The following is a 16175-nucleotide window of genomic DNA, read 5'->3' on the forward strand; positions in this document are numbered from 1 at the left end:
AAAAACGAAAAATTATAATTTTAACCAATCTTTTAAAATTGGCTGATAACCGATAGCAAAAATAGCTTCCTTTATTTCATCCACACTGCGGATATCTCCAATTTGAAATTGGCTGGTTTCTTCTTTTTTAGCACTATGTCCACCAACAGAGGTCATAACTCCGGCTGACATTTTAGTAACCCCTAACGGAACCAGTTTATCCCTAAAAGCTTGCTCTTCTCTTGTAGATATAGTAACTCCACCATAAGGAATAAAGTTTTTAAACGCCAAAAGAATTTGAACTAACTCCTTATCTTTTACATCATAAATATTATCGTAACTACCCACATGGGGTCGTATTCTTGGAAGGGAAATACTTACTTCAACATCTGGGTATGTTTCTTGTAAATAACTTGCATGTAACCCGGTTTTAAAAGCTTCTTTCCTCCAATGGGCAAGGCCTAAAAGCGCCCCTATATTAACTGTTCTAATTTTCTGCTCACATGCACGCTCAGGCGCTTTAAGTCTAAATTGGTAATCTTTTTTAGGCCCTTTAACATGTACTTTTTTATAAGTACCTTCATCATAAACTTCTTGGTAGATAGTAAGTCCATCAACCCCAGCATCAATCATTTGCCTATACTCTTCTCCAGTCAGCGGATAAATTTCTATAGATATTGAATGAAAATATTTATTAAGTATTTTTACAGCATCTAAAATATATGAAACTGGAGTTTCCTGCCTAGATTCCCCCGTAAGTACAAGTATGTGTTTAATGCCCGTTTTAGATATAGCCTCAGCTTCTTTTTTTATTTCACTCTTATTAAGTTTTCTACGACTTATATTATGCTCTGTGTTAAAGGAACAATAAAGACATTTATTAACACAAAAATTAGATAGATACATCGGCGTATACAATAAAACAGTTTTACCAAAATGTTGAATGGTTAGTCTATTAGCTCTCTGAGCCATCTCCTCTAAACACTCACTGGCTGCTGGTGAAAGTAGAACAAGATAATCGTTTACATCAAGTTTGCTTTTTTTAAGTACCTTTAAAATATCATTTTTAGTCACAGAAGAGAAATAAGTATTGTAATCAAAATCATTGTATTTTTCTAGCACATCAGCAAAGGACATTATTTATCATCCTCATTTAAAAAACCCGTTAAGGGAGACGATGCCTCAGCAACCTTTGCTTCTACTCCCGCCTTTGCTACATAAGCACTTCTTCCCGCCTTTACGGCTAAATCAAAAGCTTGTGCCATTTTTACAGGATCAGAAGCTGAGGAAATTGCGGTATTTACCAGTACTGCCTCTGCTCCCATCTCCATTGCTTCAGCTGCTTGGGATGGTTTCCCAATACCCGCATCAACGATTATAGGAACGTTAATCTCGTCAATCAATATTTCTATGAGTTCTCTCGTTTTAAGGCCACGGTTTGTGCCAATTGGTGCTCCAAGAGGCATAACCGCTGCCGCTCCAGCTTCTTCCATGGCCTTTGCAGCCATCAAATCAGGACTCATGTAAGGTAAAACTTTAAATCCTTCACCAACTAAAACTTCCGTTGCCTTGATAGTCTCGTAATTATCAGGAAGTAGATATTTTTGGTCTGATATAACCTCTATCTTTATCCAATCACCGCAACCTGTTGCTCTGGCTAAATTTGCAATACGAACTGCTTCCTGGGCATTTCTAGCACCTGATGTGTTTGGAAGCAAGGTGCATCTTTTAGGTATATGTTCTAAAATATCTGTTTCTCTGTTATCCATATCAACTCTTCGTAATGCCATAGTAACCATTTCACTATTTGAACTTTTGATAGCCTCGCCCATAAGTTTATGGTTGGCAAACTTCCCTGTGCCTACAAACAACCTGCTGCTAAATGTTGTTCCAGCTAATACAAATTGGTCCATTTTCATCCTCCTTTAAACGTCTTCTTTGCCTAAAATCAACCTCAGTACCATATTAGCCTGATGATTTGCTGTTATAGCTACTCTAGGTGCCATTAGGCCTGAACCCTCTTTAGCTTCATTTTCTCCATCACCAACTAAATAAAAATTCTCCCTAATCTTTTTAGTTTCTATTAAATTACTTGAATAGTAACCTGCCATACCAGAAGCTGCCACTATGGGTTTTGGGTATAGTTTTGATAACGTCGTGTTAACAAGCTCTGCCTTACTGACAGGATTATCAAAAGCTTCTACAACAATATCAACTCCTTTAAAAACTTCTGTTATGTTACTCTCATCTAAATAAACCTGTTTTGTTTCCACTTCTACAAAAGGATTAACTTGTGACAACAAATCTTTCAATGCATCAGTTTTGTACATCCCTATATGCTTTACAAAATAGTGTTGACGGTTTAAATTACTAGGCTCTACTACGTCAAAGTCCACAAGTATTAGTTTGCCAACTCCTGTTCTAGCCAAGGACAAAGCAATATTTGATCCTAGTCCACCAAGTCCAGCAATACCTACAGTGGATTTTTTAACCTTTTTATGAACGCCGGGTGTATGCCTGGCAACTAACAGTGCTTCTAGCTCCTCTTTTTCAAGGATTTGACCCTTTTTTATTAAAATTACTTCATCATTGTCTTTTAACTGCTGATTTTTCTTTATAATAAAACCATTCAAAACAACTATATCCGCATCTTTTTTTGTTTTATCTCTAATCCCAAAAGCAGTTTCACCTTGAGATACAGTCATAAGCTGTTCATTAACATATACTCGCATATTTAACCGCCTCCCACAAATCCTACTATCTCAATTTTATCTTTTTCATCTAACACTATGCTGTGGTAATTTCGTTTGTCAATTATCTGTTGGTTAATTTCAACCACCACCTTTGTATGGTCAAAGTTTAACTTATCAAGCATCTCTGTTACAGTTATTCCTGCCATCTCCATTTCCTTACCGTTAACCACTACCATAATTTTCACCTCCTTATACCTGAAACTAAAATACACCCACTTACAATTGTGACTTTTCTTAACTACTAATTTCGAGTAGTTTCACCTACAATAAAAACAAAGGCAAACCACCTAGGGTTTGCCTTTTATCCACATAAAAAACTAGCTCCCTACGTTGGCATTACCCAAATCAGGTTTTAGGGTCAGAGATAACATCTCTTTCTCAGCCTATTAATATAAGCTCCCCTTATATTCAATTTTTGATATAAAAATAAAGCTCACCATAGGTGAGCTTTTGTACACAGTTAAGTGTTTTTAGCTTTCCTACGGTAGTGTAAACTACATCAGGTTCAAGGGTTAGGCAGCACTTGCCCTCTCAGCCAAAAGGCACCCCTAGCTTTTATATGTACTTTTATTTAATTATAACTATGATAAGTAGAAATGTCAAATAATAGTATTAAACATCCTAGGGGAATGAGTTCCCCTGGAGTTGGACAGCAGACAGTTGGTCAGTTGGAAGGGGGATATTACATCTTTTTATACATTGAAATTTTTATGTCTCTAACCTCACATCAGCAAAAAAATCCACCTCCTTCAACCATTGTTGCTACAGCTATCTTCTACATACCCCGGGGAATGCATTCCCCTCTACAACATTCAAAAACATAATCTCTTCTTTCTAGATCAACACATTTACTAACGTAGTAGCAGGTAATTCATTGCCTGCGGGCATAAGTATCCAAATGACCAAGTCTGATACCTACAACTTCCTCACGCTATTCTCTATCATCACGGATATCACTGCCCTCAACCATTATTGCTGCAACCACCTTTTACATACCCCGGGGAATGAATTCCCCTCTACGTTTAGAAATATTAGTTTTTCTTCTTAGTTCAATTTACCCATAACATTTAAAAACATAATCTCTTCTTTCTAGGTCAACACATCAACTTACGTAGCAGGTAATTCATTGTCTGCGGGCATAGGTATCCAAATGACCAAGTCTGATACCTACAACTTCCTCACGCTACTTTCTATCATCACGGATATCACTGCCCTCAACCATTATTGCTGCAACCACCTTTTACATACCCCGGGGAATGAATTCCCCTCTACGTTTAATAATATTGATTTTTTCTTCCTATTTAAACTAACTAATACATTTAATATCTTTAATTTTTTATTCTGGTTAAGCTTACCAATAACATTCAAAACATAATCTCTTCTTTTCTAGATCAACACATCCACTAACGTAGTAGCAAGTAATTCATTGCCTGCTGGAATAGATATCCAAATGACCTAGCTTGGTACCTACAACTTCCTCACGCTATTCTCTATCATCACGGATATCACTGCCCTCAACCATTGTTGCTGCAACCACCTTTTACATACCCCGGGGAATGAATTCCCCTCTACGTTTAGAAATATTAGTTTTTCTTCTTAGTTCAATTTACCCATAACATTTAAAAACATAATCTCTTCTTTCTAGGTCAACACATCAACTTACGTAGCAGGTAATTCATTGCCTGCGGGCATAGGTATCCAAATGACCAAGTCTGATACCTACAACTTCCTCACGCTACTTTCTATCATCACGGATATCACTACCCTCAACCATTGTTGCTGCAACCACCTTTTACATACCCCGGGGAATGAATTCCCCTCTACGTTTAGAAATTTTAGTTTTTCTTCTTAGTTCAATTTACCCATAACATTTAAAACATTAACGTTTTTTATTTTAGTTAAGCTTACCAGTACATTTAAAAACATAATCTCTTCTTTCTAGGTCAACATATCAACTTACGTAGCAGGTAATTCATTGCCTGCGGGCATGGAAGTCTATAGATTCCTTTTGTTCCAACTGCCTAAACCAAGCTCCTTACCTTTTCCCATTGCATAGCACAAAAAACTAAAGGGTTTTGTATGGTTATGTCGAATTATATAATATTAAACTTTTAATGAGGAGGAGCCTCTAATGAGTGACGAAAAATTAAATAATAGTAACAGAACGTCACGTAGTAACAGAACTAAACCCAAAAAATCTTTAAAAAGAAAACTCACTTTATTAGTGGTCAGTTTCCTTTCATTTCTACTAATAATAACCGGTATTTTTTCTAGCATTCTTTTATTTGGGTATGAAGGCAGGAGCAATATATACTACCCCGACGGCTCAATTAAGTTCAAAGGTGATATAGATAGTGGTTTGCCTAATGGCAAAGGAGTTCTGTACTCTGAACATGGGCAAGTTATTGCCGAAGGACAATTCAAAGACGGCAAACTACATGAATACGGAACTTTATATAAAAATGGTTATACCTTATATACTGGAGATTTTAAATATGGACTCCCTCACGGCTTCGGCAGTAGTTATTATAAGGAGCAGAAGTTAAAATATGAAGGTGAATGGGAAAAAGGCCATAAAAATGGGCAAGGAAAACTTTTTGATGCCGATAATAACCTCATATTTAATGGTGAATTTAAAGACAACAAGTTTAATGGCAACGGTAAATACTATTATAATGAGCAATTAATTTATAAAGGGCAGTGGAAAGACCATGCACGTCATGGTCAAGGAAAGGAATTCGATAAAAATGACCTAATTTATGATGGTCAATGGTCAAACAATTATTATAGCGGCCACGGCAAGTTCTTTGCAGATGAAAAAGTAGTCTATAAAGGAGTTTGGGACTATGGACTTCCCAATGGAGAAGGGAAACTATATAATCCCAAGTCTGAAAAGGTGTTTACTGGAACATGGGTTGATGGAAAAGTAACTTATGGACAATTTTTTTACGACGAAAAAGAAGTTGTCACTGCATTAAATAATGTAATTGTAGACAATGTTCACCGCCATATAATGATGCTTCAACTTTATGAGTATACTTTATTTGATTTATTTAACACTACCACTAAACAGTTTGAAAGTTGTTTTTTAGAACTAAATAATCTATCCTCTGTTATAGAACCTGCAAGCGAAGATATTTTGTTTAAATCGCTGATGTATAAATATATTGAAGTTCCTCAAGGCTCTTATAACAAACAATTATTAACTAACATCATTAAAGAAATTGAAAACATACCATTACCTATACTAGAAGACCTTGTAGCTGCCGGAGTCACTCATCGATTTATATACGGACATATTGCATATCAACCAGAGTTTGATTGGGATGACAAAACAAATGCTGGAACATTAAGAGAAGCTAATCCAGTAGGACTTGCTAGCTATAAACATAACCTGTTAATCACTAGACTTGATATAAGCAATCCTTTTATAACAACTTTACATGAAATTGGACATGCTGTGGACCACTACCTTTTATATAGAACTTCTGAAAAAGATGAGTTTAAGAATATCTTTTCTAAAGAGGCAACAACAATCTTTAACCACTCCTGGTATGATTTAACTCATTTCACTGATAACTCCGACGAGTATTTTGCCGAAGGATTTGCAAGTTATTATATTAGTGAAGATAGGGCAGCTGGCTATACGCCGACTATCAAAGAAATAGAGGAATATGCACCAAAAACTTATGATTTTTTCGAAAAACATCTAGACGGTCATCAAGCAAATATGAATAAGTTTACTCCCGAAATGGCCGCAACTGTCGACCGAAGCACTCATGAAATTAAACATATCAAAGATAATAGTTATACATACCATGTTTATTCTTTAAACCAAGAATCTATCCAAATATCAGCTCCTAAAAGTTATCATGATGTTGCCTTTACTATTTTAAAAGAGGGCATTACTTTTAGGCCACTAAAGGCCGAAAATTCTATTTATCTGCTTATGGATAGACAGGGAAGTTTTTTTATAAACACAAATAAAGTAAATTCAAAAAATGACGTTTCAGCACTTCCTGAAGATAAAATCCCCACCATTAAAATTGAAAGGAATACAATTTTTGAGCAACTTAAAGGTGGATATAAAAATTTTACAAAAGGTTTAAATGATTTTTAACAAAACTTAATTTCAAGGAATGAAGCCAGGCACCTCATTAAATACCATAGATAGTTTATAACAATCAGGGGGGATTTTCATCCCCCCTGATTGTTATAAACTAAAAAATTTTAAAACACTATATAGCAAGATATTCTAACTCTTTAATCCATTGTAGTGCTTCTATATATTTCCCCATAAATCTTTGTGGTGGTATATTGTTAAAAATGGTGTTTCCCTCTAATTTACTCCAATTTCCCTGTTCAAAGTCTTTTACTAAATCTAACCCATGCTTTAGTTGGTTGTTATCTCCAATTAAGGCTTTTTTAACATCATCATTTAACAATAGATCTTGTAATATATCTTCCATTTTTCTCTTTAACAGAACATCTATACAAGAAAATAATCCTGTCATAAAAAAATCCAGATGATTATACTTATTTCCATACTCTTCGGAAATATATTCCATTATTTTAGCCCGTACCAAGCTGATTTTTATTAGTTCTTTATTTTCTATCCCTTTAACTCTTTTAAGCATCAAAAGATAGATCCATTTTTTGATTTCTCCAGTTCCCATTCTAACCAAAGCCTGTTTAATTGTCTTAATTTCAAACCTCGAACCATAAAACACAGAGTTAGCTAGTTTTAATAATTTATAGGATAATCCTAAATCCGTTTCTATTATGTTGGTAATCCTCTGATAGTCTGGCTCTTTGCGCTCAAGTTCATTTAATATTCGGAGCAAATTACAATCCAGCCCATCAATTTCAGTACCTGTCTTTATGGCAGGCTTACTAAAAAAATATCCTTGAAAATACTGATATCCCATGGACAATGCTCGCTGAAAATTCTCCCTTGTCTCAACTTTCTCAGCTAAAAACTTTACCTTTTTGCCATATCTATCAATTACTTGCTGCTGATGTTCTTTGCTACTTGCCAAAAAGTCCATCTTAATTATATCTGCTATCTCTATTAAAGGTTTGTTCTCTTCTTTTAAAACGAAGTCATCTAAGGCTATTATATATCCTTCTTTTTTCAACTTTTTACATGCCAAAAGTACCCGTTCTGTCACATCTACCCTTTCTAGCACTTCTACAATAATTTTATCTTTATCTAAAAGCAGTGGTATTTCCCGCTCTAGCATTTCTTGAGAAAAATTAATAAACCCATAGCTTCCTTCTGTAAGTTCATTAAACTTCATAACCAAAAAAGCATTGTTTATAAGCTCAGCCGTAGCTTTGGTATCATCATCTCCTTCATAGAAATTGTTTAAACTTCTACGATACAATAGCTCATATCCAAAAATATCTAATTTTCTAGTAAAGATTGGTTGCCTCGCCAGATATACATCCATTTTTTATCCTCCCCAAAATTCTTGCCCATTTACTAATATTATCCATATTATAGCACCCTACTAATTTACCAACAATTTTTTTTCATAAGATAATAGTCCTATTGGTATAGGATAATAGTAATAAGTATCCTGTTTTGAAAAGTACCGCTGTGCAACTACTAAAAATGGTTCCAATCATCAAAACAATGATTGGAACCATTTTTAGTAGTTGTAAATCATATCTCAGTCTTTTAAACACTTAAACACTATCGAAAGTTATTTTTCTACAATAATATCTATAGTATAAGGTATTAACTCATCTGTTGAATCAGCTACTGCTTCACCAGTTACTGTTTTTTCTATTGTGGGGTAGCCTTGGCTACTATAATCGGAAACTTGTCCATGATAATATTCTGTCCCATCACTTAATAGTATATATACATCAGCGCTTATATGATACTCTGTAACAGTCCACCACCACCAACCACTTGTTTCAGTCCATGTTTGGGTATTTCGAACTTCATGGCCTATAACATCAACTTCAGGATCTGGGTCAGGGTCTGGGTCAGGATCTGAGTCTCCATTGGCCTGAGAAACAGCTGCATAAGTGTCTACAATACCATGTCCATATTGATAAAATGACCCTGCTTCTTGGGCTGTACTATTTATTATGTTTATAACTTCATCTGTTGAAAGTTCAGAATCTACTGACCGTATTAAACTTGCTACTCCTGCTACATGAGGAGCTGCCATTGATGTCCCAGTAAAAGTATTATATCCGTTATTTGGAGTAGTACTATATATGTTTCTGCCAGGGGCAACTATATCAAGACCATCTCCATAATTTGAAAAACTAGATCTACTTCCGTTAGAATCAACTGAACCCACAGCCATTACAGAATCATAATTTGCAGGATAAGAAATACTTGCTCTTCCATCGTTCCCGCTAGCAGCTATAGGTATAGTCCCAGCTTCAGCGGCCGCTTCACAGGCATTATTCATACTTGGAGAGTAGAGTCCTCCACCTAAAGACATATTTATTATGTCTGCTCCAATATCTGTGGCGTATATAACACCATTTATTATGTCATAAAGAGAGCCACTACCATCATCTCCTAACACTTTTACTGGTACTAATGTTACATTGTAAGCTACTCCTGTAACACCGTTGTAGCTTGCCACAGTTCCTGCAACATGTGTTCCATGACCTTGTCTATCCATAAAGTCATTTTCGTTGCTAGTTGTATAATTTATGCCTAAGCTTGTATCTACAAGGTTTTCTAAACTTTGATGATTATAATCTATACCTGTATCAAGTATGGCCACTGTCACATCTTGGGAACCAACCGTTAGATTACTCCATGTTTGAGGAGCGTTAATCATTTCATAATGCCATTGTTGATTAGGATGCATGTCATCATGTGGATTTCCAAGTGTATATAGCTTATAATTAGGTTCTATATATTCTACATCTATCCCTTGGTCAACAAGCTGTTTTTCTAAAGCTTTAGATGCTTCTGTTATTGAGTCGAAATGTTCACTATAATCAACCAAATATACAAAGCCCATTGATTTAGTTAGTTGTTCCACTTTATCATCGGCAAAATTTTGAATGCTAATATCTTTTTCATTCTTCTCTCCAAAAAGAGAATCTTTTACTCTAAAACCACTTTTTTCGATTGCCTTTACATGTTTTGAAAACTCATTTTGCGAATTCTGAGCCCTAAAACCACTCTGCCCAGAGATGGTAACAATCATTTCTCCCTCAATTGAGGAATATAATTCTTGTTCATCTTCGTTAGCTAAAGCAGCACCAGTAAATGTAGTAACTATCATAATCACAATTACCATAACCGATAATCTTTTCAACATAACAAAAACCCCTTTTTTTTTTGCATTCACTCTCATCAAACTAAAACAAAAAATAACAAACAATCATCATTGAGATATACATTCTCTAGGAACATCTTCTTCCCCGGCTAATGCTACATTAGGAGCGAAGGCGAATGAGATAATTAACGCTAAAACTAAACTGCTAACTATTAATCTTTTTTTCATGTTAATCCCCCTCTCTTTTGTTTGTTTATTATTATACAATATTGAATAGTCAGAAAATCCAGAACTTATTCTGGATTCTAAAGTTATAACGCGTTGCCATATTAAATCCAATATTATTAATCATATGCCATTTACTTTTCTCAACTTTTTAATTTACTTTTTTTTTTTTTAGTATACAATAAAAAAAAATCCTATTAAGGATTTGGGGGGATTAAGTATGTTTGTTAAGTATGAGTTGGATGGTTTTGGAGAAGAGTTAAGGCGAATTAGAAAAAATATAGGTTATAATCAACTTGATGTAGAACAAATTGTCGCCATTAGCGCTGACACAATAAGGCGGATTGAAGCAGGGCAAGTCATCCCACGGTATGAAACGCTAGAACTACTGTCTTTAGTTTATAAACAGGACCTGTTGGATGTGCTTAAAAGTTATAGGTGCGAAAAGCTGCTATACGAATACCATGATGATTTAGACTATGCGATTACTTCAGGTAACAAAGAGAAAATTAAAGAGCTACAAAACCAGATTGAAACAAACATAACATCGATTGACCATACCAATATTTTAAACCCTAAAGAAATTGACCAATTTTTAGCTTTTATAAAAGCGCTCAAAGTCCACATCACTGGACAGCTAGTAGAAGTCCAAATAGCCAAAGTTGATTTAATAAATAATCTTAGGTTAACAATCCCTAGTTTTGATTTGAAAAAGTTTGACAGCTATAATTACTGCTATATTGAGTATAGAATTTTGCTTTTAATAAGCTTACTTATTGTTAAAGAAGAAAAGTTTTCTTTTAGTAATAAAATTTTATATTTTATACTATATGAACTGCTAAACGATAAATTTAAAACCCAATATATTGACTCTTTAATAGCAAAAGTGTACTCCAATATTGCCTACAATTTTCATAGGTTAGATGAACACCCACAAGTTATTAAGATCTGTATTAAAGGTATTAACTATTGCTTAAAAAACGATGTTTTTAGACCTCTTTACCTTCTTTATTATCGGCAAGGAATAGCTCAATATCATTTAGGTGTAGAAAATTATGTTACTTCGGTAGAAAATGCATTTTACCTTTTAAAATCCACAGGTAATAATGAATTACTAAAAAAGTATATCGAAGTTTCTAAAGAAAAATATGGCATTATTATTCCAAATTTTTTAAGCTAAATTATAGTAGTGAACCAATTCAACGCTTTGGGGGTTCACCTATTAGATTGGAGGATTATCGTCTTAGAGGGGAATTTATTCCCCTTGGAGTTGGAAGATGAAAATGGGAGTTGGGTTTTGCATTAGGGATATGAAACCCTTTTATGCTACCATGTTCGCAGGCAATGAATTACCTGCTACGGTGTGTGATTGGAGGATTACCGTCGTAGAGGGGAATTCATTCCCCGTTGGTTGGAAGATGAAAATGGGAGTTAGGTTTTCCATTAGAGATATGAAACCCCCATTTGTGCTACCATGTTCGCAGGCAATGAATTACCTGCTACGGTGTGTGATTAGAGGATTATCGTCGTAGAGGGAGATTCATTCCCCATTGGTTGGACAGATGAAAATGGGAGTTAAGTTTTGCATTAGGGATATGAAACCCTTTTATGCTACCATGTTCGCAGGTAATGAATTACCTGCTACGGTGTGTGATTAGAAGATTGCCGCGTAGAGGGGACCCGGTCAAAATTGAAAGAAGGTGCTGTATTAACTTTATGTTAAAGACGGAGATTGATAATGATATGGATTATTGCAATAGTAACCATTACCAATGGAACCTAGCCAATCTATCCCAAAATCAATATATAAAATTTAAAGACTGATATATATCCTATTACAGCATAAAAACTTCCCTCACATCACTTTTGTGACGTGAGGGAAGTTTTCTTAAGCTTTTTTTAAATGTTCATGACATAGGTTCATTTTTTCAAGTAGGATTACACCTCTGAATTTTATGCTATTCTCCACCAATTAATTACTTTTCAAAATTTTTAATAGCCACGTTTGCTGCCATTATCACCGGATCCCAAACTGAGCTAAAAGGTGGAGCATATGCAAGGTCTAGCTTTGCCATATCCCAGATATTATTGTTATTTTGGATACATGCTGCCACTGTGTCTATTCTTTTTGCCGTGCCTTTAGGGCCTATAATTTGAGCTCCCAATATTGTCCCACTACCTTTTTCTACTATCAGCTTCATTTTCCCCTTACCATGCCCAGGATAATATCCTGCTATGTTTGGTATTGATATAGTAGTTTCATAAAACTTTTTTCCTAATTTCTTTGCTTCTTTAGAACTAAGACCAGTCCTCCCTACTTCTAAGTCAAGCACCTTCATAATACCCGTTCCAATGATTCCTTGAAATTCTGAATCTAGCCCAGCTATATTTTCCCCCGCTAACCTTCCTTGTTTATTTGCCGTTGTCCCAAGGGGAATATATACATAGTCTTCATAAAGAAGATGATAAGCAGTGGTGCAGTCACCTGCTGCATAAATATCTTTTTCACTGGTCTCCATTTTTCTATTTGTTTTAATAGCGTTTTTCACACCCAGCTGAATTTGAGCATCTTTAGCTAACCAGCTATTTGGAGCAACTCCTATAGCCATAATAACCATATCTGCTTTATGAGAGCCTTTGTCGGTTACAATCTTTTCAACTTTTCCTCTTCCTTCAAAACTCTCTACCTTTTCACTTAAACAAACTTTAATCCCTTTTTCCTTCAAACTCTTTAAAACGACCTCTGCCATATCACTATCAATATTACCCATTAACTGAGGTGCCATTTCCACTATAGTAATTTCCATATCATGGGCAAAAAATGCATCTACCATCTCCAGTCCTATATAACCCCCACCCACAATTACAACTTTTTTAGCCTTTGGAATCTGTTTTTTTATTTGATCAGCATCTGGAATATTCTTTACTGTAAAAATATTATCTAACTCTCTTCCTTCTATAGGAGGTACAATTGGACTGGCTCCAGTAGCGATAACAAGCTTATCATAACTTGTTGTTCTTCTTTCACCAGTTGATAAGTGTTTAACAACTATTTTCTTTTCTTTAGGCTCAATTCTTTCTACTAATGTGCTTGTGGTAACGTTAACACCATTTTTAGCCAACTGTTTTTGTGTTCGTGCTATAAGTTCGCTAGAATCATCAATTAACCCTTGAATATAATAAGGTAGCCCACATGCAGCATAAGATATATGCTGCTCCGCTGTATAAACTTCTACATCAATTTTAGGGTCTTCTCTTTTAGACTTGCTAGCTGCTGATAATCCTGCAGCCACTCCTCCAATTACAACAAGTTTCATTATGTACCCCTCCTCAAATTATTAAATTCTTTTTTAGCTCATTGCTAAAACGAAAGAAAACAACTAATTTTTTCTTTATATATAAATATTCTATATGCTTTTACCCTATCCTTCCAAAACTAAAAATTAAAAACGATTACATCTAAATTTTAATGATAATATTAACCTTTACTGTTAATAAGATTGGATAACATAGGCAAGCTTTCTATTAGCCTAGGTCCTGGACGGCACATTGAGGAACAGTGAATGGGATAAACACGGTCATTTTTCACAGCTTCAACCTCAACTAACTCTTGATTTACTAGATTACAAGCACTTTTATGACAAATTGTTGTACCAACTAACCTGCATTTTTCACATCTAGCTGAGTTGCTTTTTTCTTCATTCATTCCACAAAGCAAAATAACTTCAGGATTAAATTTTTTAATTTCTTTTAATTTAATTTGGCAATATGAGTTGTCATTATCAAAAATCATTTGTTTAGCGCCAAGAATCTTCAATACATCAAACTGATACGAACCATAGCCAGGTGTTAAAAAAACGTCTTTACTTTTATACATTAACCGTACAGTTCTGACATCCTTTATTTTACTTTCTCCAATTGTTATTTGCATTTGACCTCTTAATTTTGAAATCAAAATATTAGCCTCATGACTTTGGCAAGCTTCAGCTATACTATCTAAAACAGTAAATATATCTTCAACAGTACTAGGTGTAGCATTAACAACTTTTATAGATCTTCTTTTTAGTTGTTTAATAACTTCTTTATGTAAGTTATAGCTTACATAAACTATATTAGGTTTGTGATCCAAAATCTTCTTTAAGTCAGGGCTTGCAAAGGAGCCCACTTTTTCTTTACTTTTTGCCGCAGCTGGGTAATTGCAATATGCAGTTACCCCTACTAAATAGTCTTCTAAGCCCAAAAAATATATGGATTCAGTGGCTGATGGTACTAATGACACTATTTTCATATCTAATTTTCCCCTTTCTAGATTCTACTTTCCAGCCCAATCTAATCACATGTTAATACAGTTTGTTAGGTAATTCAATAAGATTATGCCTTCTTTAATCTATACATTTTGCTATCAAAACATTATAACCCTAGATAGCAGACTCAATTCGATATTAGTTGTTATAGGTTTTATGCTATAATAATCAGGTAGTAAGTTATATAAGTTTAATTTGTATATATTTAGGGAGGATAATATATGAATCGGTGGCTTGTCGTATTAGGAGCTGTGATAGTTCAAATTTGTGTAGGAAGCATATATACATGGAGTTTATTTAATCAACCTTTAATGGATAAATATGGTTGGTTAAATAACGAGGTATATCTAGCATATTCAATTGCTATTTTTGTTTTTGCCTTGATAACTATTATTTCTGGTAGATTACAGGACAAGATAGGACCAAGAAAAGTTTCTACTATCGGTATTTTACTATATGGAGGAGGGATAGCTCTTTCCTCCACAGCCAATTCTCTTATTCAATTATATTTTTTTTATGGAATCATAGCAGGAGCTGGAGTTGGCTTTGCTTATGTCTGCCCATTATCCACATGCTTAAAATGGTTCCCCGATAAAAAAGGTTTTATAACAGGGATTACAGTGGGTTCCTTCGGATTAGGAAGCCTTGCTTTTAAATCAATAATTGAGTATTTTATTGAAAATAGCGGAGTTTCAGTAACTTTTTTATACCTAGGTGCCATTTGTACTGTTTTAGGACTTATAGGTTCTCAGTTTCTAATAAATCCGCGAAATAATACCCATAGAAAAGAGGGTTTTTGCGAAAATAGCAACAACTTTTCTGTTAAACAGATGCTGAAAACTAAATCGTTTTACTTGCTATGGATGATACTTCTTTTAGGAAGTTTAAGTGGGCTCATGATAATAGGTCTTGCCAAAGATATTGGCACTGAACTAGCAGGGTTAGATGCTTCTGTTGCTGCTGGAGCTGTTTCTGTAATAGCTATATTTAATGCAGCGGGTAGAATTCTAATGGGTGCAACTTCAGATAAAGCGGGGAGAATTAAGGTTATCAGGCTGCTTTTTTTATTTATCATAATCTCGTTAATTATAATGAGCTTTATTGAGCTTAGTTATATTCTTTTCTTTACTTGTGTTTCTAGTATAGCCTTCAGCTTTGGTGGCATCATGGCAATTTTCCCAGCGATAACAAGTGAGTATTACGGCAATAAAAATTTAGGCGCCAACTATGGCTTAGTGTTCCAAGCTTATGGAATGGGAGCTTTAGTTGGACCGATGATAATTTCAAGTATTGGAGAATTTCAAGCTACTTTTCTTATAGCTGCAATGCTTTCAATATTAGGTGGCGCTTTGACTTATGTTGTCACTCCTCCTAGTCCTAGCTTAAAGTAAATACAGCCTCTTTTTAGTCCTAAAAAATGTTAAGGTTTACTAACTTCACCTGTGTTTCGTTTTATGCAATATCTTTACTCGATTAACTAAAGCTACTCAATAAATGTATTTGACTAATTTTCCTTTTTATGATAGGTTTAAGTCAAAATAAAGAAGCAGGTGCAAAAATGATCACTTTCCAAAATAATTTATACTTTATCAAAGTTAATACATTCTATTTTGGGAAGCCTATTTACAAGATATGTTCTTTTAAATAGGCTA

11 protein-coding genes and 2 riboswitches are annotated in these 16175 nt (G+C 34.6%); of the genes, 3 read left to right on the forward strand and 8 right to left on the reverse strand.

Annotated elements, in window-relative coordinates; genetic code table 11:
* Nucleotides 1-12: 12 nt before the first annotated feature.
* The 4 genes from thiH to thiS are packed head-to-tail and all read right to left on the reverse strand — an operon-like array spanning nt 13 to nt 2908.
* Nucleotides 13-1116 (reverse strand): 2-iminoacetate synthase ThiH, encoded by a 1104-nt coding sequence (thiH, locus tag PRVXT_RS11025; RefSeq protein ID WP_350342924.1) that lies wholly within the window; start codon nt 1114-1116, stop codon nt 13-15.
* A complete protein-coding gene (locus tag PRVXT_RS11030; RefSeq protein ID WP_350342925.1) occupies nt 1116-1892 on the reverse strand; it encodes a thiazole synthase in 777 nt (258 codons plus the stop codon). Before PRVXT_RS11030 ends, thiH begins: the two co-directional genes overlap by 1 nt.
* Before the next feature lie 12 nt (nt 1893-1904).
* Nucleotides 1905-2711, reverse strand: a complete 807-nt coding sequence (gene thiF, locus PRVXT_RS11035; RefSeq protein WP_350342926.1) for a sulfur carrier protein ThiS adenylyltransferase ThiF — start codon at nt 2709-2711, stop codon at nt 1905-1907.
* 2 nt (nt 2712-2713) lie between these two features.
* The gene (gene thiS, locus PRVXT_RS11040; protein WP_350342927.1) at nt 2714-2908 is read right to left on the reverse strand and encodes a sulfur carrier protein ThiS; all 195 of its coding nucleotides are present in this window, start codon (nt 2906-2908) and stop codon (nt 2714-2716) included.
* Nucleotides 2909-3037: 129 nt separating this feature from the next.
* Nucleotides 3038-3145: riboswitch (TPP riboswitch) on the reverse strand.
* Nucleotides 3146-3191: 46 nt separating this feature from the next.
* A riboswitch (TPP riboswitch) is annotated at nt 3192-3292 on the reverse strand.
* 1571 nt (nt 3293-4863) lie between these two features.
* Here thiS and PRVXT_RS11045 point away from each other — a divergent pair.
* Nucleotides 4864-6852, forward strand: coding sequence for an anthrax toxin lethal factor-related metalloendopeptidase (locus PRVXT_RS11045; RefSeq protein ID WP_350342928.1), 1989 nt, complete (start codon nt 4864-4866; stop codon nt 6850-6852).
* A gap of 118 nt (nt 6853-6970) precedes the next feature.
* On the opposite strand, the gene PRVXT_RS11050 is transcribed toward PRVXT_RS11045, so the two are convergent.
* Together PRVXT_RS11050 and PRVXT_RS11055 are read right to left on the reverse strand one after the other, a co-directional pair.
* Nucleotides 6971-8185 (reverse strand): EAL and HDOD domain-containing protein, encoded by a 1215-nt coding sequence (locus PRVXT_RS11050; RefSeq protein ID WP_350342929.1) that lies wholly within the window; start codon nt 8183-8185, stop codon nt 6971-6973.
* 255 nt (nt 8186-8440) lie between these two features.
* A complete protein-coding gene (locus PRVXT_RS11055; RefSeq protein WP_350342930.1) occupies nt 8441-10036 on the reverse strand; it encodes a S8 family peptidase in 1596 nt (531 codons plus the stop codon).
* 403 nt (nt 10037-10439) lie between these two features.
* Between PRVXT_RS11055 and PRVXT_RS11060 the strand changes: the two genes are divergently transcribed.
* A complete protein-coding gene (locus tag PRVXT_RS11060; protein WP_350342931.1) occupies nt 10440-11399 on the forward strand; it encodes a helix-turn-helix domain-containing protein in 960 nt (319 codons plus the stop codon).
* Between the two features lie 796 nt (nt 11400-12195).
* Here PRVXT_RS11060 and PRVXT_RS11065 read toward each other — a convergent pair.
* Nucleotides 12196-13536 (reverse strand): CoA-disulfide reductase, encoded by a 1341-nt coding sequence (locus PRVXT_RS11065; RefSeq protein ID WP_350342932.1) that lies wholly within the window; start codon nt 13534-13536, stop codon nt 12196-12198.
* 161 nt (nt 13537-13697) lie between these two features.
* Nucleotides 13698-14507 carry a helical backbone metal receptor gene (locus tag PRVXT_RS11070; protein ID WP_350342933.1) on the reverse strand — a complete coding sequence of 270 codons (810 nt, stop codon included), beginning with the start codon at nt 14505-14507 and terminating at the stop codon, nt 13698-13700.
* Between the two features lie 237 nt (nt 14508-14744).
* Between PRVXT_RS11070 and PRVXT_RS11075 the strand changes: the two genes are divergently transcribed.
* Nucleotides 14745-15914, forward strand: coding sequence for an L-lactate MFS transporter (locus PRVXT_RS11075; protein ID WP_350342934.1), 1170 nt, complete (start codon nt 14745-14747; stop codon nt 15912-15914).
* The last annotated feature ends 261 nt before the right edge of the window (nt 15915-16175 follow it).

It is taken from the genome of Proteinivorax tanatarense, assembly GCF_040267685.1.
GTDB lineage: Bacteria > Bacillota > Proteinivoracia > Proteinivoracales > Proteinivoracaceae > Proteinivorax > Proteinivorax tanatarense.